The organism is Apibacter sp. wkB309, from assembly GCF_002964915.1.
Lineage (GTDB): Bacteria > Bacteroidota > Bacteroidia > Flavobacteriales > Weeksellaceae > Apibacter.
In genome coordinates this window covers 324241-349347 of the sequence record NZ_PSZL01000022.1, presented here as the reverse complement: position 1 = coordinate 349347, position 25107 = coordinate 324241, and the positions used below count along the sequence as shown (strand labels likewise).

The window sequence follows — 25107 nt, the reverse complement described above, 5'->3', positions numbered from 1 at the left end:
CCAACATTTAAGAAAAATAATTTTAAACTAAATAAATCTCTTTGGAAGTAATTTTTACCGGTACATTAAAAGGTTCAGACAAGTATATACATCAACAACTATCTAAGTTAAAAGAATGCGGGTTAGATCAATTTCATTTTATAAAAAAAATTGATATTGACCTTTCTATCCTAGATCAAATAGAAAAGATAATTAAACTTGTGTTTAATATATCCGATGATATTTCCTCTAATTCTAAAAAACTTGAATATGCCCAAAGCAGAATGATGTATGTTCATTATGCAAGAAAGCTGGGATTACCTACTTATGAGATTAGTAAAAAACTAAATAGGCACATTACTAGTGTCTATTTTTTTATTAAAAAATTTGATGAAGACATCCAATACGATAAAAATTTTATACAAAAATATATACAGGTCGAAAAAGAAATTAAGAATAATATAAAGTTTGATTCTATTTAAAATGTGAAAAAATAACCCTTGATATGGCAAAGTATAGCAAAGAGATAGTAGAAGAAATAACCGATTTAATAAAATCCGATAGTTATACCGTTACAGAGATATGTAAAAGAGTAGGAATTGCCGATTGTACCTATTTTGAGTGGCAAAAAGAAAAACCCGATTTTTCCGAGAAAATAAAAAAGGCAAAAAAAGAGAGACGTAAAATGTACGCAGTAGAAGCTGAAAAATCTTTATTAAAAAAAATTCGCGGATATGAGGTTGTAGAAACAAAGACAGTAAAAAAACCAAAATCAACGGAGATAACAACAACAACAAAACATGTCCTTCCTGATACCGCAGCAATAATATTTGCTCTTACTAATCAAGATCCCGAAAATTGGAAAAACAAACAGTTTAATGAACATACAGGGAAAGATGGTGATGATTTGTTTAAATCATTTGACGCCTCAAAAATACCTACCGAAAATTTAAAAAAGGTTGAAAAAATATTAAGTGAAGGACAAAACAATAGCTGAGTTTAATGAATGCACCGTGCCGGTATAATCCATTATTAGAAGCCCGTATTGAATTATTCAAGCGTAAAAATTTTGAGTTTATAACCGATAGGGATGGAAAGTCTCACAAAAAACAAAACGATTGCTTTCAACTATTGACAGACGATGTACATACAGACGTTGTGTACGGAGGAGCCGCAGGAGGAGCAAAAAGCTGGACAGGGTGTACCTATTTAGCTTTTATGAGTCTTTTATACCCTGGAACAAAATGGTTTGTAGGTAGAGAGACCTTAGTTGATTTAATGACTTCAACTTGGCAGACCTTCGGCAGAGTGTTTAAACAATATGGTATTGATAAAGATTACTATAAAATAAACGAAAAATATAATTTCATAGAATTTATCAATGGAAGTAGGATAGATTTTTTAAAATTACAATTCCTTCCGAAAGATCCTTTATATGAAAGATTCGGATCTAAAGAATATACAGGAGGATGGATTGAAGAAGCCGGACAAATTAATTTAGGTGCTTATGATATCCTTAAAACTAGGATTAACCGATGGATGAACGATAAATATGACTTAATCGGAAAAATATTTATTACTTGTAATCCTAAAAAAAATTGGCTTTATAATAAATTTTATAAGCCCTATATTAAAAAATTACTACCTCCACACATCGCTTTTTTACAATGCTTAGTAACTGAAAATCCTTTCATCGATTCCGGCTATATAAAAAACCTTCAAACGTCTAATAACAAGGTATTAATAGAAAGGCTTTTAAAAGCTAATTGGGATTATGAAGACAACCCGAATGCTATGTGTGCCCACGATACCATTTTACAAATATTTAATAATATACTATCAGTTAAGAATGGAAAGTATTATATAGTTTGTGACGTAGCACGGTTTGGGTCTGATGTCGCCAGAATAACTGTGTGGAATGGATATGTACTGATTTACCAAAATCAATTTGATACCTCGAGACTAACGGATATTCAAATGAACATAAAACATTTGCAGCAAAAATATAAAATACCGAATTACAGAGTATTAGTAGATGAAGACGGGGTTGGTGGTGGAGTGGTTGACAATTGCAATGTAATTGGGTTTAAAAATAACTCTAAACCTTTTAATGAGGAAAATTATAAAAATCTTAAAACTCAATGCGCTTATAAATTAGCGGAAAAGATAAATAATAATGAAATAGGGTTTGAGGCGGAAATAAGCGAAAGCGAGAAAGAAAATATAATCCTGGAGCTAGGAAATCTTCAAACTTGGAATGTTGACGGTGACGGCAAGTTAGAGGTTAAACCGAAGGAAGAAATTAAAGACACTATTGGCCATTCACCCGATTGGTTAGATTGTTTTACTATGAGGATGTATTTTGAATACATGGATACGGGGGGATTTGAAAATATAACTAAAGACACTTTTGGTTTTCACTAAAATAAATAAATATTAAAATATTGATAATGGGAGTAAATAAAACGTTTGATGAGTTATTGTCATCTAAAGATATAAGCGGTATTTTGTCAATACTGGATAATAACAGCGAAAACGCGTTAAGTAATATTAAAAAATATAATGTAAACACGCATAATATAAATGATAGAGAAGATAAGATTTTAACCAATGAAAAAGGAGAACGGATAGGCCTAAAAAAACAATGGAAGTTGCCTATAAATTATCCAAAATACATCAATGAAATTTCCTTAGTTATGCTTTTTGGTAATCCGGTTAAATGGAATCAAATATCGAAAAAAACGGATAATGCCTACCATAAGTTTTTGGATGTTTTAAAGAAAATAAGATTTGACTATGCTATAAGACAATGCAAAAGAATTGCCGGAGCTGAGTCGGAAAGTGCCTTATTAATCCATTGGGAAAAAGAAGAAGGAGGACTACCGGACATTTTAGCTAAACCCTTGTCAAAATCCCTTGGAGATGATTTGTATTATTCAAAAGATCAATTTGGTAGATTACTGAATTTCGCCAGAGTATATAACTTAAAAGTCGGCGGCGATGTAAAGCAACATTGTGATATATACACCAAAAAAAATATTTACAGATGTGTTAAATCTAATTTAGGGTGGGATGTAAATATAGAAATTAATTTAGCAGGCAAGATACCGGTAATTTTATTTCAACAAAATACAGAATTCGGGGACGTGAATCCTCTTATTGAAAGGCAAGAATGGTTAGCGTCTACTAATGCAGATACCAATGATTATTTTTCTTCTCCAATCCTTAAACTTCATATAGATAAAATAGCTTCCATGCCGGAAAAAAACGACCAGGGCAAAATAATCAAATTAACCGGTGAAGGCGGGGCCAGTTATTTAACTTATGATTCTTTACCGGAAGGAAAAAAATACGAAATGGATTTTTTAGATAAACACATACTCAGGGGAGCCTTTACACCTAGTATAGATTATGAAAACATTAAAGGCACCAGTAATATGTCCGGTAAAGCTTTAAAGCAATTAATGATATTAGCTAAAATAAAAGCAGATATGAATAAGGAAATATATGGGGCTATGTTGGACCGATTCTCTAATTTGATTATAGCTATTATTTCAAATATTCTAGATGTTAAATTAAAAGAAGAATGTAAAAAATTGACTATAACCCATGAATTTCAAGAACCATTTGATGAAGACATCTCAACCTTGTTAAATGATTTAATAGAGGCAAAGCAGAACGAAATTATTTCGCAACAAAGCGCCGTATCATTAAATCCTTATGTAACTAATGCATCAGAAGAATTAGAGAAAATTAAAATAGAAAAAGAGGAAAAGGTAGAAAAAGAAAGAGCCGTAAATATTTTTGAATCCGGTATTTAATCTTAAAAATTTAAACTAATGGAAATAAAAACTAAATTTAGCGTAGGAGATACTATATATATTAAAAACGACAGTAAACAATTAGAAAACTTTATAATTGAAATACTAATAACCATGAATGAAGTAAGGTATAAATTAAGAGATGAAAGCGGGTCGGGGGTATATTATGAATTTGAACTGTCGAAAGAAAAGGGCCTATTAAAAACCTTATAAAAACTAGGTAAGAAGTAAAATGCTTGACGATGCCCGTAAAAGAGTAGATGAGTATACCATTCAGATTGAAAAACTCTATGAAAAATATACAGATCTTTTAATTGAACTAATACTAATTCATAGAATTACCTTACATAAAAAAGCATTTACTTTTTATGATTATCCGTTTGCTGAATTGGTAAAGAATATACTACGAAATATGTATTCAGAATTATATTCCTCATTGAAAGTTTCAATTACTAAGGAATGGAACCTGTCCAATACTAAAAATGACGAGTTAGTAAAAAAAATAAAAATAATCAAGAACAAGGATAAGTTTTTGAAAAGAAATGATGCTCCCTTACATGCTTTTTTTGAACGCAAAAGATACGGTTTAAACTTGTCCGATAGAGTTTGGAAATTAACCACTCAACACAAAAAGGAGTTAGAATTGTGCATAGACGCTTGTTTGCGTAGTGGACAATCTGCACATTTATTGAGCATCGGTATAAAAAAATATCTTAACGAACCGGACAGGCTTTTTCGGAGAATTAAAGATCAAAACAACAAATTAACTTTATCAAAAGCAGCGAAAGAATATGCGCCGGGTAGAGGAGTTTATCGAAGCAGTAAAAAAAATGCTTTACGCCTGGCAAGAACTGAAATTAATATTGCATATAAAACTGCAGATATTGAAAGATGGAAAGATATGCCCTTTGTCGTGGGCTATGAAATAAAAAGAAGCAAAAACCCGTATCCCTGTAAAATATGCGATTCATTAAAGGGTAAATACCCTAAATATTTTCAATTTGTAGGGTGGCACCCACAATGTTTATGCAGTATGCTTCCAATTTTAATGACACATGAAGAAATGCTTAAACTTAACAACTATACGTTGCGTGGAAAAGAGCTTGACTGGAAAAGTGTAAATGAAGTGGTAGAGTTACCTTCAAACTTTTTACTTTGGTTAAGCGAAAATCTTAAAAGAATTAATACAGCAAAGTCTCTACCTTATTTTATTAGAGACAATAAAGATATTTTACCTATAAAGCCCATTTTCCAAAACCTGTAATTAATTAGTTTTTAACCTCCTTTTATATTCCTGTATGCAACAGGAAAGACGCTTATTTTTATAGTAATTATTTAGTAATTACCCGTTTAAATCAAGCGATGCGCTCATACCGTAATGTATTTTTGTGCTACAAAATATTTTGTAATGAAAGAAAAAATAAAAACAGCGCTAAAAACTAAATATAAAAATTTAGGGTTTGGAGAAAAAGCATTTAATGGGATGGCTAGTTATTTAGCTGATAACGTAACAGTAGAGGGAGATATTGATACCGCTATCTCAGGGGTTGAAAATCTTCTTAAAGCATTTCAAGGAGAAGTAGATACGGTTCGTCAGGAAAAGTCCCTACTACAAAACAAACTTGCTGAACTTGAAGGCTTAAAAAATAAACAGGAACACGGTAACGAATCTAATTTATCGGGGGCACCGAATTGGTTTCTTGATTTCAAAAAGGCAAATGATCAACTTATTGCCGGTATTGCTGAACAAAATAAAAAATTATTGGAAGAGCAAGGGAAGGAAAAAAGGCAGCAGCTTATTACTAAATATGTTAAAGAAATGGAAATACCGGAAGGACGCATGATCGGTGTTAAAATTGACGATCATTTGAAAGAGGATGAAATAAAACAATTACTTTCTGAAATTAAGCAATCTACAATAAATCTAGAAGTACCTACCAAAAAAACAGGAATTCAAGTAACCAATGATGCAATGTTAGCTCAAGAAGAAAAAGATTTCGTAGCAAGTTTGCCGAATAAATCATAATAATAAAAAAATGGGAGTAAATTTTAAAGAAACAAAATATGCAGGCAGTAAGCAGCCTTTTTGGCGTGGAGAAAGTAAAGTGCTGCCCGGGGGGTTCAATATCACTAATAAATTACCAATAGGGACTTTTATTCCTCGTGGATCTTTTGTTAAAGTTGATTTTGACAAATTAGAAGCTACAATTATCAAATACGTGGTTATAGTGGGCGGTGGAACCGCTTCTAAGCCCAGAATACCTAAAGGGTCCTTGCTATGTAAAGGGGATGTTGTCGTGAAAAGTGGTGGAGAAGAGGTGAAAATTACCGATATTGATACTGATGACACTACGTTTGACACGATTACATTATCAAAACCGATTCAAGATTTAAAAGAAGGCGATATATTATATGAGCCTACTAATATCCCAGAATTTGTTGTTGAGTCCGACAAAACCGTAGACGACATTAAAGACACAACCGTAAGTATTTCGTATGAAGCGGTTATCCTTAAAAACGTGTTGGGTGCCTTTCCTGAGGAATGGAAAGAGGGCCATTATCTAAAAAAGAATCATAATATTTTATTTATAAATCAATAATATGCCACCAATTTTATATAGCTCTATATTTAAAGAATTAACTAAAAGAGTACAATTACGCATTGACGAAGCTTCACGACAAAATAAATTGTTGTTTGACACGCCTATTTACGAGAATTATATGACGTGGGATATTCCTTCTACCAGTTATCACTTTGAAGAAATCATAGGTAAATATAATTTATCGATTGCCGCTGCGACTATAGATGAGAATGCTAAAGAGCCGATTCGAGGACCTCAAGGTTTGAGTACAATTAGTGCAAAAAATCTTACACATGCTCATTCTATTCCGTTGCCTGTGCAAGAGTACAGAAAGATATTAGAATTGCTAAACAGCAGTTTATTACCCGATCAGAAAAAAAAGCAAGAATTAATGCAAATCATGTTTGGCGCGGTTAAAAACGCGGTGGAAGGGGTTCAAGCAAAACTTGACATGATATTTTTAGGGGCATTATCCAATGAAGGAATTTATAATTTAAATGCAGATAATAACCCTGAAGGGATTAAAACGAGTATCAATTATCAGATGCCTGACTCCAATAAAGGAGTTGCAACCATAGAGTGGGTACAATCTAATATAGATACGGTGGATCCTTTTGAAGACATTCAGAGTATAGTGGATGCCGCCCAAAATATAAAACTTTCTGAAATATGGATTTCTCAAGCAAAACTTAGTTTTATTACGAAAGCTAAAAAATTAAAGCAAGTTATTTTGGGTACGGATAAAAGTAACAGTCCGATTTTATTAAGTCAGTTAAATTCATTTATGGAGAGCAATGAATTGCCAAAATTTAAAGTGATTCGCCGCCAAACAAATGTACGTTTACCGGACGGATCATTAAAAACAATCAGTCCTTTTAACGGAAAAAACTTAGTATTTGTACCTGAGGGGAAATTAGGTGTTATTAAAAATTCACACACTGACAACGAATTAAGACAGCAAGACGACATAACATATTCTAATTACGGGCGAATTCGAATTGCACAATGGGGAGTAGGTGAGAAACAAAATTCAAATCAAACCGATTTTATTAAAGCAGAAGTCATAGCCTTACCTGTATTTACTTCAATCAACGGAATATTTAGTTTAAAGACCGAAAAATAGTTTAGATAATCCCATGACTTATAAAGAATACTTATTAGCAACGTTAGCTCCATTTGGAGTTGAGATTGCAACCGTTGATTTAATCATAATAAATCAAAAACTTTCACCCGATAAAGAAGTAAAGACCGAAGAAGATGTGTTGCTTTTGAAAAAAACACTCTTTAAAGAATTCAGCATATATCTTCCGAAGCAAAAAACTTTGTCTGAGGGGGGGTATTCCATTTCTTGGGACATGGAAGCAATACGGTTGTGGTATTCTTCATTAGCAAAAGAATTAGGCGAAGACGATACGTTTTTTACAAGTTCAACAATAAGTGCTGTCCATTTATGGTAATGCAATATCCCTATAAATTAGAAATACTTGTAATTGCTGAGTCTATTCGGGATGGCAACGGTGATTACCAACCTCAAAAAACTGAATGGAAACATTATTGTTATTGCAGGGATGAAGCCGGAAACGGCAAAGTTATTAAAGGTGTAGATGGTGTTAATTATTTATATACGGCATTGATACAATGCCCAAAGGGTACAAAACAGGTGACTCAAGGAACGCTTATTAGAGTGATAGATGGAGAAGGATCCGTAAGGGTGCAGGAGTTGCCTGTGATGTATTCGCGAATGGATCAATTACATACAAGACTATGGGTTTAAAACCAGAATTTAATTTAGGCGAAATAAGGGCTAAATTTCATAAATACACTGAAAAGGTAGAAAGTATTCTTTTAATGAATTTAAGTTATTTAGGAGAACAAGCTGTAATTGAGGCAAGAAATAACGGGCGCTATAAAAACATAACCAATAACTTGCGTTCTTCCATAGGTTACCTGATTGTTAAAGATGGAAGCGTGGTTAAAAAACTAGGTTTTAACCGTCATGGTTTAGCAGAATACAATATGCAGGGAGCTGAAAAAGGCGAGAGTTTAGCGTTAAAATTAGCTGCAGAACAACCCAAAAACTCGTATTCATTAATAGTAGTAGCGGGGATGAACTATGCCGTATACGTGGAAAGCAAAGGGTATAATGTCCTTACTTCTTCTGAAGAATTAGTCAGACGGGAGCTTCCAAAAATGGTTACCAATCTAAACAAGTTAATAAGTTGAGAACCAATATAGATGTACTTGATTTAATTTTCAAGACTATACACTCTTTACAAGCCTGTTTAACCGGAGGAATTTATAAACTGCAACGTCCGGCAAACTCAAATAAAGAAGATATTGTTATTAACTCTTTAATACTTTCAACCGGAGACATACAAAAGGGGACATATAACCTTAATATTCATGTTCCTGATTTGGTAATAAAATACAAAAATCAAATACAAAACCAGCCAAATTTAAAAAGGCTGAACGAGTTAAATGAATTAGTAAGAAATAAAATAGATGAAATTTATAATGAGGATTACAACTTATATATAGTTTGGGAAAATACTCTTAAAGATGTGGATACCGCTAATAATCATTATATAAATATAAGAATTCAATTTATAAGTTATAAAGCATATTTTAAATAAAATAATAGAAAATGGCAACAGATAAGACAACAACCAGGGGACTTCAAAAAATAGAATTTGGAACCATTCCTACAGATGGAGGAATGACTAATCAGTGGTTCCGATTGGGATATACAAGACGAGAAACATTCACATTTAACAGTGAAGATGGAGATACAACGGATTTTTATTCAGAAGAATCAGATACGGCGATTGATTCAATAACAGTACCAGGAAAAGAGAGTTTTGAGTTTGATTTAATGAACTTTAATTTAGAAACGTTACAAAAACTTTTTGGTGGAACTATTAAAGGCACGGGAGACGAGGCCATTTATTGTGCACCAAATAAAATTGAAGCAAAAGAATGGAGCTGTAAAATTACTCCTGAAAAGGGATATATATTTGCTTATCCTAGAGTATCCATAATGCCTAAATTATCCGGTTCTTTTACAAAAAACGAACTGATGCAAATACACTTAGTGTGTACAATACTTGAACCAACTAAAGAAGGTGTACCTAAATGGCAAACACAGAAATTTATTAAACCCTTAATCAGGTTAGATTCAATTTTAAAAAGCACGGATTTAGGAAAGCTTAAGGATAATAATGCTGAGACCATTTTAAATCGAGTAAATGAATTAAACCCATTAGTAGATACTTCAAACGTTGAAGTTTCCAATATAACCAAAAATTCAGCCACAATCAGTGAAAAAGCAGGAGGAGGGTATATAGGCTCGGTAAACGTTGGTTTTACAATTTTAGCGCAATAAAATTTATAAAAAATAAAAAAATCATGTAAATAAGCCTATATAAAACCTACTATATAGGCTTTTTAACTATATACAACCATGGATATATCTCAAAAACTACAAGCAGAAAGACAAGAATACGATTTGTTGTTAAATCAAGGAGTTGAATTTTCAATTCCTGTGGAATATATAAAAAAAGAAAAGATTAAACGGGAGGGCCTATTTTCATTCTTCCCCGCAACGTATAAAACAGTAAAGACAAGCAAAGAGAAAAAATTTGTTATAAAACAACCGGTATTAAAGGTCTTAGACAGGCTTTCTAAAGAATATTTAAAGTTAGAATATGAAAATTCACTAGATAATGAAAATCAATTGCAGCTAAATAAAGCAGCTATAACGTTAGTTAGAGAAAAGGCGATTGTCTTAGCAAAGATTGTTGCTATTGCCGTTTTAGGCATGGAATATACGAATGAAAAAAAATTGAAATATTATACAGGGCTTTTTTACCGCTCATTAACTCCTTCAAAACTGGTAGAGGTTGCGCTGTTGATTAATACTATAGGAAATTTAGTGGATTTTACCAACTCTATCAGATTACTAGCCCCGCTAAGGACAGCAATCCCGACTCCGATAGAGGAAAACAAAGAGGCTTAAAATCTTTATACGGGATTAGGGGAGAAATAAAAAAAAACTTTGGGTTTACATGGAAAGAAATGAACGAGGTTATTCCATGGCCAATCATTCAACGAATGATGATAGACGCTTCAAATTATGAATACGAAACAAACGAATCAAAGACTCCGTCTACCTCTCAATTAAACAAGGTGTCCTATCAAACAGATGAGGATATTATAAATTATATGCTAAATCAACAAAATAAAAATCTATAATGAACAATAACGAAGGAGCTTTAAATTTTTCGGCTGAAATTGATCTAAGCCTTATAAAAAAAGCGATAAAACAGGGGGAAGATTTAATTAAAAATTTTTCCAATAATGCCGTGGATGATTTTTCTAAATTAGATACTGCAGTTGTAAATTCCGGTAAAAGGTTAGAATATTTAATACAAAAAAATGCTTCCAAATACGGGGTAAATTTAAATAAATTAATCCTTACTGCTCCAGGAAACAGTGTGAGTAACGAAATGGTTAAGCAGCGGGTTATTATGGAAGAAGCCAAAAGAAATATTAAAGAGTTGTATAAGGAGATCGAAAACTTTAAATATCAACAAAAAACTTTTGGTGAAGGGTCCAAAAAATGGAACGAACTAAAAAACAGAATTATCGATGCTAAGTCTGCTGTAACCGCATATTCAACAGAATTAGAGACGGCGAAGCAAAAAATAAAAGATTTATCTTCCAATAAACCTGTTAAAGCAACCATTCAGGGTATCGATAAAACTAAAAAAGATGTTGAAAATTTATCAAGTACCGTTAAAGATGAAACCTCTAAAATGAACGGGTATTTTAAATCTCTATCCACAGGGGTTGCCGCTTATTTTTCGCTAACAGCCTTAAAAGGCTTTACCAACCAATTAATAAAAGTAAGAGGAGAGTTTCAACAAAACCAAATAGCATTTGAAGTTATGCTTCAAAGCAAGGCAAAGGCCGACCAATTAATGGGCGAATTGGTAAGTTTTGCTTCCGAATCTCCTTTTGGTTTGCAATCTTCCGCAAAAGCCGCAAAACAGTTGTTAGCTTATGGGAGTGCCGCACATGAAGTGCGCAATGAACTCAAAATGTTAGGGGATGTTGCATCAGGGGTATCTCAACCAATCGGAGACCTGGCGTATTTATACGGTACGTTGAGGACACAAGGAAGAGCGTATGCGGTAGACATCAGGCAATTTGCGGGGAGGGGTATCCCTATTTATGAGGAATTAGCTAAGGTCCTAAAAGTTAATACCAACCAAATAAACGAAATGGTAGAGGCCGGAAAAGTAGGATTTCCTGAGGTTCAAAAAGCGCTTAAAAATATGTCTTCAGAGGGCGGGAAATTCCATAACTTGATGATCAAACAAACGGAATCATTGGTTGGACTACGGGAAAAACTATCTGATGCGGTAGATGTTGCCTTAAATGATATAGGCACAAAAACACAAAGTATACTCTCAGGAGGAATTTCGGCCGCTGCTTTTTTAGTTGAAAACTATGAAGCACTAGTTAAAGTTTTAACTACACTTATCAGTACTTACGGGGCTTACCGCGCCGCTTTAATGCTAGATAATACACTTCAAAAAGCCAAAGACACTACAACTATGATTGCAAACGTGGTTAATCTGTCCAGGGTCACTCAGGGATTGACTGTAGTTTCAAGGGCTCGAGCGGTAGCCTTAGCGGCTGAAACCGTGGCCCAAAAAGCTTTAAATGCCGCATTAATTACTCATCCTTTTGTGTTGATTACCACCACCATTGTTGGATTAACCGCTACTATGTGGGCCTTGCATGACAGCACTAACGCTCAAGAAGAAGCGCAAAAAAAATTAAATGCTCGATTGGAAGAAGGACAAAAAAGAAGAGAAAATACCTCACGATGGGTCGATACGATCAATTCACAAACAAACTCCATTTATGCTCAAGTAGAAGCTTTCAATAAATTAAAAGCCTTATACCCCGACTATTTACGAAACTTAGACCTTCATGCTTTTAAAGCCAAAAGTGCGGCAGAGCAACAAAAGATTTTAAATAAAGCCATGGACGATGCCGATGTTAAGATAAACACGAAAGGCATTGAAGAAGTGGAAAACAAAATTAAAGAATTAAGAGAACGTTATGAAAGAACGGTAAAAGACGACAAAAATGTATTTGAAATTATTCATGTAACCAAATTACTTGCGACTCAAGAAGAAGAATTAAAATTACTTAAAGAGCAAAAAAAACTTAACGAGCAAAACGCCAAAGAGGCTGCGTATCAAGAATTATCGGAAAAAGAGAAAATTAAATACCTTGAAGAGCAAAAGAAAATTTTAACTGACCAGGCATTGGCTATTTTGGATAATCAAAATGTATTGAATAAAGAGAATTTATCGCATGAAAAAAAGATATCTTTAGTAAATCAAGGGACTGAGAGTCTGTTGAAACAAAAAAAATTAATTATTGAAACTAAAGACGAGGTTGATAAATTAGGAAGTTCATTTTCGGTTATTCCTTCTTATTTATCACCCATCAATTATGCTTTAAAAAACATTCTAGATAGCCGTGCTGATTTAGACGAGAAATTATTCGCCCTAAAATCACCTGCAGCAACTAAAAATAAGGAATATTGGAAAAAAAGAGAAGAAGAGTACACCAAATTACTGGAAGCGTTACCGTCCTCGGGCAGGACCTCCAATCAAGAAAAAGATTTTAAAGAATACACCCAACTGATCAAAGAAGCACGAAAAGAGTTAGATAAATACAATATTTCCGTTGAAAAATCATCCAAAAGAAAGACTAAAACTAAAAAAGAAGAATATCCTTACGGATCTTTAAAATATTGGGAAGAGGTATCCAGGAAAATTGATGACATTATATCAAAAACAGCGTATGAAGAAAAAAACAAGGAGTTTATTAAAAAGCTTTCCGACAAAAAGATAGAAGCAGATCAAAAAGCGGAAGAGATCCGTTTCAATCTGGCAATACGGGGATTTGATGAAGAATTGACCTATAAGAGTCAACAATATTCTAATTACTATAAATGGATCGAGAATTTGGGCAAAGATTCTGCAGATAGGCAATTTTCCGATTTACTAAAAAACGGAAATACATTTTTAGAATATTTAGAAAAACAAAAAGCCAATATCGTAAATAAGGGAGACCAATTAACTTTAGTTGAAGGCAATCAACTATCCGTCCTTACGGACAGAATTAATGAAATTAAAGGTATAAAATCATCCTTTGAGCAATTAAAGGACAGTATTGCCCGAGCAAAAGATGAAAGCCGGTCCTTATTTGAATATGTGGAAAAAATTGCAGAATTCAAACAAAAATTGGATGAAGGAGCGATTCATATTTTTGGTGAGCAAAAAAATGAAGCGTTTAATTTCCTCAATCAAGAATCCGAAAAAACGCAGCAGGATATTTTAAATAACTTATTGGCTAATTTTAAAACTTTTGAAACTCAACGAAAAGAAATAGTTGACGAGGCCGAGAAAAATATATTGCTTGCAAGAGAAAAAGGGTATTTAGAATTAATTCCTCTCATAGAAAAGACTAAAGACAGGCTTATCGGTGAATTAGACGCCTCGGAAATACAAGGTTCTGATATTTGGCAACATCTATTTGACGGGATGGGCGATGTGTCTTTAGAGGTGTTTAAGAAAAGCACGAAGAAGATGAAAGAAATGATCGACAATATTAGTGATGAAGGAATTAAAAAGAACCTTATAAAACAATTAGACGATTATGAAACCTCTATTTCTTCTTCTCTAACCAATCTTAGAAAGGCTATTAAAAAATACAAGGAAGCGGAAGGGGAAATAAATAAATCCAAGGCGCTTGATAACTTAAAAAAAGCATATCAAGAGTTTGAAGAGAAAGCAATAATGTCTTTAAAGGCGATTTCCAACGGATTAAAGGATTTAGGCTATAATACCGAAGATTTAGATAAAGTCGTTAAAGGAATAGAAGGAGGAATGCAGGCTATTTCGGGTATATTAAATAAAAATCCGGCGCAAATAATAGGTGGAGCTATGGGACTGATCAGTACGCTTTCTGATGCCTTTGATCGCAAATCAAGAAAATTGCAAAGAAGAACGAAACAATTAAAATCTGAATTAGCTGAAATACAGCGGTTGTTCTCAAACATGGAACGAGAAGTAGGCAGAGCGGTAGGAGAGGATTATTACTCAACGCAACGGGATAAAATCCAAAATTTACAATCTCAACAACAAAAACTCAATGAGTTAATAGCTAATGAGCAAAAGAAAAAAAGCAAGAAACGCGACAACGGAGCGATTGAAGATTGGAAAAATCAAATAAATGAAATTAATAATCAAATCATCGACATTCAAAACAATATAGCAGAAACCCTCACTCAAACAAATTTTAAAGACGTGGCAAACCAATTGGCAGATGTTTTTACGACTGCTTTTTCAGAGGGTAAGGATGCGGCCAAAGATTTTGAAAAGACGTTTAAGCAGGTCATTGCTAATTCCGTTAAAAACGCGCTTAAATTGCGCATATTAGAACCGGTAACCGACAAATTTGTTAAGGATATGTCTGATTATATGGGTAATAATAACAATTCCTTATCAGGGTTTGATTTTGATAAATGGAAAAGCCGGTTGAGCGAGGCGGGAAATAGTTTTACTAATGCGCTTACGGAGTTTGAAAATTTTTTTAAAAACATTAACTCTGCAGATATGGACCCTCTCTCAGGAGCTATTAAAGGAGTGAGTGAAGATACGGCAAATTTAATTGCCGGACAGTTGAATGCCATTCGCATGAATCAATTAAATTCTTTTAATTTATTGAGAGACCAACTTACTTTGATGAGTAAAATTGAAATGAACACCTTTAAATTAAATTCCATGGAAAAAATGATGAGTGACATGGTACAATATATTAAATCTAATTCGGGACTGGACAGTGCCCGAGCAAAAGGATTATTCTATTAAATAAAAAAAATGGATAACAAACAAATAAAAAATATCATGCTAAAAAAGGGAGGGCATTGTGAAGATTCATTAAACGATCTTGAGAATGCCCGGACCGTTAGAGAATTGACCCACGTTTTATTCGATTATATTAAACCTTGTATGGAAAAAGATTTTCCTACTTATGAAATTATGGAACATTTTAAGTTGAAAGGTGAGCCTTACGGGGTTTATGTAGACAGCAGGGGGGTGTTTGAAGCTCAAGAACAAAACATTCTTTACGGAGATTCAACGATCACTTTACATGTCAAGCCGTATGACGTGGTAAGGATCTATTTAAAGCATATTGCTCATGTAGATCTTTCGGTGGGAGAGGAAGCCATAGTACTACTATATAAATTCGACCAATCTACTTTTAAAATAATCAATGGAGATAAAAATAATATTTTTATTAGAGATAAAATAAAGTAAATTTTATATATTTGAGGGCAAAATTAATTATATGAAAAAGATCTTTTTAGTTTTATTTATTTTAATTTATACATTTTCTTTTGGACAGAGCGCAAAAGAGATGCTTAAAGAAATACAAGGTAAATGGAGTTTAGACGATAATAATAATGTTACCGTTGTTAGAATTATTGAAGTGCCAAATATGAGTAAAGATGAAATCTTCCAAAGGGCATTGAATTATTTTACATATAATTATGTAAGTGGAAAATCAGTAATTCAGACCCAAGATAAAGAATCTGGAGTAATTGTTGGCAAAGGGCTATATGAGAATGTACATAAGGGTATCAATGTGTTCAAGATGAAAGTTAGTGCATGGCATATATTGAGGGTTGATGTTAAAGAAGGTAAAGCAAGAGCGATTGTAACACTTTTACAATATGAAAAAGAGATGATAGTTAGTGGAAATTCGTTGCCAAATTATTCAACGTCCTTTATTGCCCAAGAATATCCAATCAATCCTAAAGGTGCAAATAAAACAATTATGGCTAAAGCTTTTTATAAAACTTTCAAAAAAGCCAATGCTACATTAGAAAACTTAGAAAAAACTATTAAAGAAGGTTCTACTTCAAAAGATATAGAAAATTCCGATTGGTAAATTTTATTTTAACGTCAGATCATAGGAATACAATAAATAAAGATTAGATAAATACGAATAAAATTTAATCTTAATGAAAAAATGGAACTAATATTTTGCGGTTGAATAGAAAAGTTATTGTATATTGACTAAAGAATTTAATCAACAATTGGTGAGACATAGTGCAGGCCAATAGGTAATAAGATAAATTCGCACTAACATTATAGAAAACTATTGATCTTTTACGTCTGAATATATAACCCTTTTTTGACAGGGTTTACTTATAGATGTAATCATAGATAAGTTACAGACGGCTTAAAATTTGTTGTGCGTATTAAAAATGCTTAAAAGCAAGTAACCTATAAAGAATTGACTAAAAATGTATAATTTTTCACTACAAATAGATGATGATAAACAAAGGCTTAATGCTAATGAGGGGATATCATTAGATTTATTGTCAGACTTATTAAAAAGCCTGTATAAAGCTATTGATGATGGTAGTAAAGCTAATTGTACATTGAGCAATATACGAGGTAATTGCTATGCTTTAGACTTTACTACATACAATGAAAACCTGTCTAATAATTTCATTCAATTACATAAAGATTTAAATGAGATTCCATTTGACTATTTAGAAAAAAATGAACAAGTTTATGCCAACAATCTAAGAATACTGTTTAAAAATGGTTTTTACATAAACGCTTACGATACTAATAAAAATAAAATAGCACATCTAACCAATATAGTAGATGAAGATATACCCGAATTTTATTATGTATATAAAACTGTATATGGTTATATCTCTAAATTAGGAAGTGATTCCTTAAAATCAAATAAAAGTTATGTTAAGATAGATACTTATCCAAAAAGTATCTTAATTAAAGATCCTACCTTAGATTTAAAATTAAAGCCTTTATATAAAACCGATAGAATAGCTATGAAGATAAAAATCAAAAAAAATGCAAAAACGGGCAATGATATTTATGCTGAAACGACTAATAATTTTAGAGTATTGGGAAAGGGTAGTTTAATTGACAATCTCAAAGAGCAAGGATATATAAACTTAGAAATAACTAAAGGCTCTAAAACTATTGATGATATTTTAAAATCTATTTATGGATACCAATAAACCTATAAATGAATGGGAGAATATCTTATTAGATACTTCTATTATATGCTCTTTGTTTACCTCAGAAAATAATGATGTTACAGATGAGGTTATATTATTTGTAAAAGAATTTATCAGATACTTGACACATAATAAGTCTAATAAAGGTAATGAAAGGCATTTTTATATTTCAACAATCACTATTAGCGAATTACTTACAAGTGAAAATGATTTAGAAAAAATTAAACGTATTATAGCTGTGATAGATAGCAGTAATGTGAATTTTATAGATTTTGATTTAAATACATCTTTGATTTTTAACCGTGACTTGCATCCTATCTTATCCAAAAAAAAGCTAAATGAATTAGCGGATAATTATGGTTTTAAATCACATAATTATCTAATGGCCAGGGAATGGATTATAAGAGATTTAATGATAATAGAATCGGGTAAATCACAAGATGTAGATGTTATTTTAACTACAGATAAAAAAACCTTTTACCCTTTATGTGAAAAAGCTAACGCTTGTTGTATATTGGCCTATCCTGAGTATTTTAGAACTACTCGGCAAAACTCACAAGCAAACATGTTTAATTCTACACCACTACCAGAATTTCAATACACCTACTTATATGAAGAAGCAAGAACAAAAAATACTATTAATACAGCTCATTATAGACATTCTCAAATCTGAAAAGGTTTTAAAAATAGATATAGAAAATTAAAAAGAATATGTATTTTTATTTGCCTTTAAAAGTTGTAAACAAAATCATTTTTAAAAACTAATAAAAATTCTCTAATTATTATTTAATAATCCTTTTCTTTTATTATAGCTAAAATTTTTTCCAACTCGTTAACTGTATTAGCTTTAAAAAATTCTCCTTTATAGTCTATTAGTGCGGTTAAGCCTTCTTCTTTGGTGTCATCAAATAAGTCTTTAACATCAACCCCTAAAACATCCGCTATTTTTTCTAATGACGCGTAAGACGGAGATTTTAAAAGATTGGTAACATAGCTTCTATTATCTTTTCTTCCAAGTAATTCGGCAAGTTTAGCTTTATTTAAACCCTTTTGATGTAATACTTTTTCAATATTTAAACCCATATCTTTAACTTGTTTTAACAAAAATAAACATACTTACCAAATAAGTTTTTTAATAATTAAACTTTAACATTATTTTAACAAAAATATTTAATTTTATATTTGTTTTGTAATATCAAAACTTTATATATTTGTTGTATAAAAATTACTAAACAATAAAAAATTATAACCATGAAAACAATATTGAGTAAAATTATGAAAACCGCTTGGCAATTTTTCAAAACTACAGGTATAACATTTTCTGAATGCTTAAAAAAAGCATGGAGAAATTATAAGTTAATTAAAGAAATGAAAGAGGGGATAGTTAGATTTTATTTTCAAAAAGTAAATGGAGAAATAAGGGAAGCATGGGGAACGCTTAATGAAAAATATCTACCTCAAACAACAGGAACAGACAACAGGAAGAAAAACGATTTTCTACAAGTGTACTTTGATACAGAAAAGCAAGAGTTTAGAAGTTTTAAAAAATTAAATCTAATATGATTATGGAAACATTAGTAAAAATAGAAAATAGTCAAGCAGTAACTAATAGTTTGCTAGTCGCAGAAAAGTTTGCAAAGGAACATCGACATGTTTTACAGACAATTAGAGAATTATTAAGTAGCGCCGAAAATTCGGCTGTACTCCAAATGTTCTTTGAATCCAGTTATAAAGCATCAAATGGTAAGACAAACCCTATGTACATGATGAACCGTGACGGTTTTAGTTGTATAGTTAAACAGATAAAAAAAATATTTGTAAGAATTGAAAAATTTTATACATTTGTCATGCAGAATTTACATAATATATTTAGAGGTAAAAAATCCCAAAAAATATTTAAGCCCGTACGAGCCGTTTGGAGCGGTGACATCTTATACCTTGTATATGTGAGTTCTGCAGCGTACGGGCTTTTAAATTTAAAATTTTAGTTATGCAGAACTCACAAGAAAATGTAGTTACCTTCAACTACAACAACATTTCCGTAAAATTTCAGAAAGGGAATAATTTATTGATCAATGCAACAGAAATGGCCAAAGTCTTCAATAAACGGCCTACTGATTGGTTGAAATTACAATCAACTAAAGAGTTTATACATGTTTTGAGCGTTACGAAGAAAATCGTAACGGCTGATTTAGTGATAGTTAGAAGCGGGGGAATACCCGATATGCAAGGCACATGGCTGCATGAAGATGTAGCAATAGAATTAGCAAGATGGTTAAATCCTTCATTTGCTATATGGTGTAACGATCGAATAAAAGAACTATTAAGACACGGTCTTACGGCAACCCCTCAAAAGATAGACGAATTAATACAAAACCCTGATCTAGTTATAGGGTTAGCTACACAATTAAAGCAAGAAAGACAACAAACTGAATATTTAAGACAACAATCCGCAAAACAAGCGCAAGAACTTCAAAAACAAGCGCCCAAAGTTGAGTATTACAACAACGTACTGAATTCTGAAAGTACCTATAACACAAATTTGATAGCCAAAGAGCTTGGAATGAGCGCAAGGACATTAAACAAAATTTTAGCAGATAACAAAATACAGTATAAGCAAGCGGGTGTCTGGGTATTGAACCATAAGTTTCAAGACAAAGGATTTACGAAAACCAAAACTACCCTGTACAAAGGTAGTGACGGGATTGAACGGACGTGTATGTTAACGGTATGGACGGAAAAAGGAAGGGAGTTTATACATCACCAAATTTCTACTTTAAAAACAGCATAATTTAAACTTACTTTTAATTATTAATAAAAATACTTAAAAAAAAATGAACGAAAACGAGCTATATAAAATCATATTGTACCTTAACAAAAAAGGCACTATATCAAATGAAAAATTTAACTGGTTAAAAAACAATAATACAGTAATTTTAGAACTATTAACCTTTTCAATGGGTTATTATGAAAAGGTACTGTCAAAAAATCAAAATTCCAACATTCATGATTGGACACAAGTTGATACCTCTAAAATGAGTAGTTATTTTTTAAAAAACAGCTTTAATAATTTAAATTAATTAACTTTTGATGCAAGCATCTATAAGTTGTTGGTTGGAATATAGTAAAGGGCTTTGCTTAAAGTTAGTCTAAATCTGATTAAATAGTAAAATAACGCAAAGTGCAAGTTAAGGAAAAATAAAAGCCTTGCGGTCCTTTTCTATGACTACAAGGCTTTTAAATTGTAAAGATGTTATTAACACCTTGTTTAAATATCAACACAAAGATAACAACTATTTTTATACTGAAAAATAAGTAATTATAAAAATACTATCTTTTTATTTATTATTAAGGGTTATGTAGTTTTTAAATTATTTGAATCCATTTATTATGCACAAATATTAATATGGCGCTGTTTTCATTTAAAGCAATTCCATCTTGTAGGCCTCTTTTTAAAGTTGAAATTTGTTTTCCATTTCCGTATATTGAGCATGTAGAGATTGCACGGAAAATAAGTAATTGTCCTTCTTGCGGTTTATTTGGAAGATATATTCTATCATCGTTATTAGTTGAAAATGTAAAGCAGGAAGTTTCATTAAGAGTAATTCCTCCATTAATAGCAAACGTACTAAGGTATAATCCTTTCGCTTTTAAAACTTCGATAAAAGCGCCCCATGAGGGGGCAGGATTGTTGCTATGGTTTTTTGAACTAGCATAAAGCCCACATATACCCCATTCATTCCAATATTTTTGATCCATGGAAGCGTCCCCTTTTACAATTAAAGCGGCCTTAAATTCAACACGATCATTATATGTTTTAAAAACTGTTTTTCCTGCTCTGTTAATTTCTATTCCTTGAGATCCTACCGTAGTTTTATGACCTTTAGCGTTTGCAATCATAATTTCTCCAATTTCAGAGCTTATATTTATCTCGTTTATAGTGTTCTCCGTTGTGTTTTGTTCGGTATATATTTGAGAATCGTTTTTAAAATTTATACCACCATTAACCCCGTTTAATTGCGCTTTAGGAGATCCTTCTGATGTTTTATTTTGTGAAGTGATTTTACCGTTTTGGATTATCCAATCCCCGATATTAGCGTTTTCGGCTAATAAAGTATCTGTAGCGACACTTTCAAAATTAGCTCCAAAAGGAGTCCATTTATGGGCAGCCCAGGGCCAAATATTAGAAAATTCGCCGGCATCAATATTAGTCATATAATACATATCAACAAATTTCACCACTTCAACAGTTTGTCGAGTACCCCTATAAACCGTGTGATCTTTATATTCACCCCTAAAAACTAATGCAGGACCGTTGTAACCGTCCTTTCCGTCTATACCATCTTTTCCATCCTTACCGTTTAGTCCGTCTTTTCCATCCGTTCCATTTTTTCCATTTGCGCCGTCCTTGCCATTCATCCCGTCTTTTCCGTTATAGCCGTCTTTACCGGATTTAGATATAATAGTCCAATAAGATCTGTTGGTGGGCGTATTTCCAGGGTTGGCCTCTTTAATCATTCGATAAGAAGAACCTAAATAAGTAACTTCATCACCCACGTAATATTTTTTCGAGTTATCATATTCGCCCCTATATACTCCAATAACGTTTTCATCTCCTGAAGGGCTTTGTACTATAGTTCCTTTAATAACCAACTTTCTGTCATTATTTCTGTTCCACTCAATACAAGCATTATCGTCTCCAAATTTAAGGTGATTGTTGTCCAGGTCCATAAAAGAGCTTCCGTCTGAAGAAGTAATTTTACCGGTTCGTATAAATTTACCGTTTATAGTAGTACTTCCATACGTCAGAGAAATTGACCGGACATTGTCTTGTACTGAATTTAACACTCCGATAATGAAATGGTAATAGGTAGAGTCATCATCAACTCTAATTTGATCTTGAGAAAAAATAAGAATTCCATTGTCCCCCTTTTTTTCACATCGGGCATATATATAATAAGCATTAGTATTAGTTAAATTGGTAGTGCCAGACCCTAAATTCCAATATTTGATATCTTGTTCAATTGCGTAGTGTACCAAGCTGCCGCCCGTAACCTTTATAACATTGTAATCACCTTGATAGTTTGCCTCCAACAGGGTATTAATCAAGTCGAACTGCATAGATTTTGCACCTACCGATAACATCATGGTGTCAATACTTCCAGGCTTAATTTTTTCGGTATAATAATTACCCTCGGGGTCAAATATTAATCCTTTCAATTCTTCAGTATCTCGCCAATTACGTCTAATTCTAGCGGGATCTTTTAAATTATTTACTTTGATAATTGTATCGTTTTTAATCACATTCTCCAATATGTTTGTGATTATATTGGTTTCTACCGTGTCTGATATAGTCAATTCATATTTATAAGGGTTTATCAGGTCTCTTGAAAATGAATTTATTCTTATACTTTTATTAACATTAATATCTTCATCTTTAATTTTTATTAAATCTCCGGCTTGGAAAAAATTGGTTATCGATCCTTCTCCTTCTCTATTCTTTAAAAATAAAGGATCAATAATTAAAGAATATTCTACATAAGGTTGTGAATTTTGTTGATAGTATTTTTCACCCTTTTTTAGTAATCTTTGTTCCGCATCATCAATGTAATTCTGAGGTAAATTTATATTTAATAATACATACGTATCTCCCGGCATTATTTGAAAGGCGGGACTTTCTTCATTGGGTAACCTTAATCCTCTATCATCGTCAAAAGGAACTAAAGAAAACATTTTTTGTTTATTGTCGTAAGAGTGCACGTCAAACTCATAACCCGCTAAATTACCGGTTTGAAAATGTACTTTAGCGTTAGCCCCCTCAATTAACCAAAGAGTACCTTGATCATCTTTTTCATTCAAATTAAACATTTCCTCATCGCAAAATTGATAATATTTACCTCCTAAAGAAGTTACTTTGCCCGTGCGACATGGATAAATATCGTCAAAGTTTACGACATTTTCAATAATTCCGAACTTATTGACGGCTTCTTTTTCTTCTAAATAAGAGGTTACCTTATTTTTATTCGGTAAACATAGTTTGGTTTGACGATATTTTGTACTTAAATTCTTAGTCCCCCCGTAAACAAATAATCGAGTTACCAAAGATTTATTACTGCAATTATTTCTTGATAAATTATATAATCCACCCATTTTGCCATATTCAAAGGTGAAAGGATAGGTGTTTCCAACAACTTCTTTAATGTTTATGGTGTGGTATTCAGTTGAACTTATTATTTCAAATTCCGTATCATATTCTTGACATAAGCTTTGCAACACCTGGAGGCAATTTTGTCCATCAAAGGAAAGGTTTTTATATTCTGTATTTGTAGGACATTCACCCAGCCTCCAACGCTTACCGAATACTCTTTGTGTATTAGTAATAATAACTTCCGCAAATCCTCTTAAATCAGCTACTAAATAATCTCCTTTTAGGTCTATATCTCCTTTACTTTGAGGAATAAGATACGTGCATTTTAATAGATCATATTGCAAGGATTCAAATTTAACTTGGTAGGTAAACTTCCTTGAGCTTTCTTTGACTATTGAAGGAATAGAATTTAATTTATAAATCTTATCGAATACATATATATAGTCGTTAATCCTAAAATCAATCGGAGTTGCACTGATTATAGTCATGTTAACTATATCATCACTTAATAATGTGGTAATTTGTGTTGCTGATGTAACCTGAGATACCTTTAGTGAAGAGTTTAAATTATATGTTCTAACAGCTCCATTAAGTTCTCTATATACAGTAAATTTTGTTTTATTATTCATATTTCCTTTTATTATTAGATTCCACGAGTCAGCAAAATACAATTATCAGGATTAGAAAAATATAGTTCATCAACTCCTTTATTACACGTTAAAATTATATATCCCCTGTTTTTTAAATTATTTGAGGCGTTAAAGTAAACGGTCAGTTGATCGCTTCCTTCTCTTAATAATATCTCTTTTCGTACAGACATAATCTCTTCTTTGATGGTGTATAGTGTTATAAAAGTATTTTTCTTAATACTGTTAAAATTAAATTTAACCTCTCTGGTTTCCTGTAAAGTGGCATAGGTCAATTTCATGGGTTCGGGCTCTGTAAATTCAAGAGTAAACGTTGAAAAAAATGTTCCATTACGCCATTTTTTTGTATGGTTTATTTCTCCTGAAAGATATACTGCATATACAAGCGGTTTTGAATAAGGAAACTCAATAACCAAACTTACAAGGCCTTTACTATAACTGCTTAAAAACAATTTATTTAATTGTTGAGACTTTGAAATAAAATCTTCTTCATTGTTGCATTTCATATAGCAATTAAGTTTAATTATCCTCGCTTCAAAAACTCTGTTAGCTAAATCGACTTCGATACCGTGTTCATCCGACCAATTGGCGGTTAAAAGCTCTTTAGGTTTAGGCATATCCGTTAGTCCGAAAGACTGAGAAACTACAATACCCAAGTCTTTGCAATTAATGCCATTAAATTTATATGTGATTGAATTCATGTTATATATTTTATTCAAAAATATTTCATTCAAAAATTCATGGAGGTTATCGTTAGAGATGATTACTAAATAATTACTAT

28 protein-coding genes are annotated in these 25107 nt (G+C 32.1%); 25 read left to right on the top strand and 3 right to left on the bottom strand.

The window, feature by feature from the left end; all coding sequences use genetic code 11:
• Window positions 1-41: 41 nt before the first annotated feature.
• From C4S75_RS07360 to C4S75_RS07265, 21 genes are all read left to right on the top strand, one after another.
• Window positions 42-461, top strand: a complete 420-nt coding sequence (locus tag C4S75_RS07360) for a hypothetical protein (protein WP_105297655.1) — start codon at window positions 42-44, stop codon at window positions 459-461.
• 23 nt (window positions 462-484) lie between these two features.
• Window positions 485-976, top strand: coding sequence for a transposase (locus C4S75_RS07355; protein WP_105297654.1), 492 nt, complete (start codon window positions 485-487; stop codon window positions 974-976).
• Window positions 977-981: 5 nt separating this feature from the next.
• A complete protein-coding gene (locus C4S75_RS07350) occupies window positions 982-2403 on the top strand; it encodes a phage terminase large subunit (protein WP_105297653.1) in 1422 nt (473 codons plus the stop codon).
• A gap of 26 nt (window positions 2404-2429) precedes the next feature.
• On the top strand, window positions 2430-3800 hold the full coding sequence (locus C4S75_RS07345; RefSeq protein WP_105297652.1) for a phage portal protein: 1371 nt from the start codon (window positions 2430-2432) through the stop codon (window positions 3798-3800).
• Between the two features lie 18 nt (window positions 3801-3818).
• A complete protein-coding gene (locus C4S75_RS07340) occupies window positions 3819-4013 on the top strand; it encodes a hypothetical protein (protein WP_105297651.1) in 195 nt (64 codons plus the stop codon).
• Between the two features lie 19 nt (window positions 4014-4032).
• Window positions 4033-5064 (top strand): hypothetical protein, encoded by a 1032-nt coding sequence (locus tag C4S75_RS07335; protein WP_105297650.1) that lies wholly within the window; start codon window positions 4033-4035, stop codon window positions 5062-5064.
• A 144-nt stretch (window positions 5065-5208) separates the two neighbouring features.
• Entirely contained in the window at window positions 5209-5826 is a 618-nt protein-coding gene (locus C4S75_RS07330) for a hypothetical protein (protein ID WP_105297649.1), read from the top strand.
• A gap of 10 nt (window positions 5827-5836) precedes the next feature.
• Window positions 5837-6400: a hypothetical protein gene (locus C4S75_RS07325; protein ID WP_105297648.1), complete on the top strand. Its 564-nt coding sequence runs from the start codon at window positions 5837-5839 to the stop codon at window positions 6398-6400.
• A 1-nt stretch (window position 6401) separates the two neighbouring features.
• Window positions 6402-7505, top strand: coding sequence for a major capsid protein (locus tag C4S75_RS07320; RefSeq protein WP_105297647.1), 1104 nt, complete (start codon window positions 6402-6404; stop codon window positions 7503-7505).
• A gap of 13 nt (window positions 7506-7518) precedes the next feature.
• Window positions 7519-7839: a DUF6706 family protein gene (locus C4S75_RS07315; protein WP_105297646.1), complete on the top strand. Its 321-nt coding sequence runs from the start codon at window positions 7519-7521 to the stop codon at window positions 7837-7839.
• Window positions 7833-8156 carry a hypothetical protein gene (locus C4S75_RS07310; protein ID WP_105297645.1) on the top strand — a complete coding sequence of 108 codons (324 nt, stop codon included), beginning with the start codon at window positions 7833-7835 and terminating at the stop codon, window positions 8154-8156. The genes C4S75_RS07315 and C4S75_RS07310 overlap by 7 nt, the downstream gene beginning before the upstream one ends.
• A complete protein-coding gene (locus C4S75_RS07305; RefSeq protein ID WP_105297644.1) occupies window positions 8147-8605 on the top strand; it encodes a hypothetical protein in 459 nt (152 codons plus the stop codon). Before C4S75_RS07310 ends, C4S75_RS07305 begins: the two co-directional genes overlap by 10 nt.
• Window positions 8602-9015 (top strand): hypothetical protein, encoded by a 414-nt coding sequence (locus C4S75_RS07300; RefSeq protein WP_105297643.1) that lies wholly within the window; start codon window positions 8602-8604, stop codon window positions 9013-9015. The genes C4S75_RS07305 and C4S75_RS07300 overlap by 4 nt, the downstream gene beginning before the upstream one ends.
• An 11-nt stretch (window positions 9016-9026) precedes the next feature.
• Complete coding sequence (locus tag C4S75_RS07295) at window positions 9027-9764, top strand: hypothetical protein (RefSeq protein WP_105297642.1); 738 nt, start codon at window positions 9027-9029, stop codon at window positions 9762-9764.
• A gap of 78 nt (window positions 9765-9842) precedes the next feature.
• A complete protein-coding gene (locus tag C4S75_RS07290; RefSeq protein WP_105297641.1) occupies window positions 9843-10397 on the top strand; it encodes a hypothetical protein in 555 nt (184 codons plus the stop codon).
• Window positions 10398-10456: 59 nt separating this feature from the next.
• Window positions 10457-10633: a hypothetical protein gene (locus C4S75_RS10100; RefSeq protein WP_158254230.1), complete on the top strand. Its 177-nt coding sequence runs from the start codon at window positions 10457-10459 to the stop codon at window positions 10631-10633.
• The gene (locus C4S75_RS07285) at window positions 10633-15339 is read left to right on the top strand and encodes a tape measure protein (protein ID WP_105297640.1); all 4707 of its coding nucleotides are present in this window, start codon (window positions 10633-10635) and stop codon (window positions 15337-15339) included. Before C4S75_RS10100 ends, C4S75_RS07285 begins: the two co-directional genes overlap by 1 nt.
• 9 nt (window positions 15340-15348) lie before the next feature.
• Entirely contained in the window at window positions 15349-15789 is a 441-nt protein-coding gene (locus C4S75_RS07280; RefSeq protein WP_105297639.1) for a hypothetical protein, read from the top strand.
• Between the two features lie 31 nt (window positions 15790-15820).
• On the top strand, window positions 15821-16423 hold the full coding sequence (locus C4S75_RS07275; RefSeq protein ID WP_105297638.1) for a DUF4468 domain-containing protein: 603 nt from the start codon (window positions 15821-15823) through the stop codon (window positions 16421-16423).
• Window positions 16424-16781: 358 nt separating this feature from the next.
• Window positions 16782-17531 carry a hypothetical protein gene (locus C4S75_RS07270; protein ID WP_105297637.1) on the top strand — a complete coding sequence of 250 codons (750 nt, stop codon included), beginning with the start codon at window positions 16782-16784 and terminating at the stop codon, window positions 17529-17531.
• Window positions 17518-18204: a hypothetical protein gene (locus C4S75_RS07265; protein ID WP_105297636.1), complete on the top strand. Its 687-nt coding sequence runs from the start codon at window positions 17518-17520 to the stop codon at window positions 18202-18204. The genes C4S75_RS07270 and C4S75_RS07265 overlap by 14 nt, the downstream gene beginning before the upstream one ends.
• A 113-nt stretch (window positions 18205-18317) precedes the next feature.
• On the opposite strand, the gene C4S75_RS07260 is transcribed toward C4S75_RS07265, so the two are convergent.
• Window positions 18318-18614 (bottom strand): helix-turn-helix domain-containing protein, encoded by a 297-nt coding sequence (locus tag C4S75_RS07260; protein ID WP_105297635.1) that lies wholly within the window; start codon window positions 18612-18614, stop codon window positions 18318-18320.
• A 168-nt stretch (window positions 18615-18782) separates the two neighbouring features.
• Between C4S75_RS07260 and C4S75_RS07255 the strand changes: the two genes are divergently transcribed.
• From C4S75_RS07255 to C4S75_RS07240, 4 genes are read left to right on the top strand one after another with little or no spacing between them, the layout of a single operon-like run.
• Window positions 18783-19094, top strand: a complete 312-nt coding sequence (locus C4S75_RS07255) for an SH3 beta-barrel fold-containing protein (protein ID WP_105297634.1) — start codon at window positions 18783-18785, stop codon at window positions 19092-19094.
• A gap of 2 nt (window positions 19095-19096) precedes the next feature.
• Complete coding sequence (locus tag C4S75_RS07250; RefSeq protein ID WP_105298143.1) at window positions 19097-19519, top strand: Rha family transcriptional regulator; 423 nt, start codon at window positions 19097-19099, stop codon at window positions 19517-19519.
• Window positions 19520-19521: 2 nt separating this feature from the next.
• The gene (locus tag C4S75_RS07245; RefSeq protein ID WP_255410607.1) at window positions 19522-20322 is read left to right on the top strand and encodes a phage antirepressor KilAC domain-containing protein; all 801 of its coding nucleotides are present in this window, start codon (window positions 19522-19524) and stop codon (window positions 20320-20322) included.
• Between the two features lie 43 nt (window positions 20323-20365).
• Window positions 20366-20611: a hypothetical protein gene (locus C4S75_RS07240; RefSeq protein ID WP_105297633.1), complete on the top strand. Its 246-nt coding sequence runs from the start codon at window positions 20366-20368 to the stop codon at window positions 20609-20611.
• A gap of 286 nt (window positions 20612-20897) precedes the next feature.
• Here C4S75_RS07240 and C4S75_RS07235 read toward each other — a convergent pair whose 3' ends face one another.
• Entirely contained in the window at window positions 20898-24308 is a 3411-nt protein-coding gene (locus C4S75_RS07235) for a phage tail protein (protein ID WP_105297632.1), read from the bottom strand.
• Window positions 24309-24322: 14 nt separating this feature from the next.
• Window positions 24323-25027: a phage tail family protein gene (locus tag C4S75_RS07230; RefSeq protein WP_105297631.1), complete on the bottom strand. Its 705-nt coding sequence runs from the start codon at window positions 25025-25027 to the stop codon at window positions 24323-24325.
• Window positions 25028-25107: the final 80 nt, after the last annotated feature.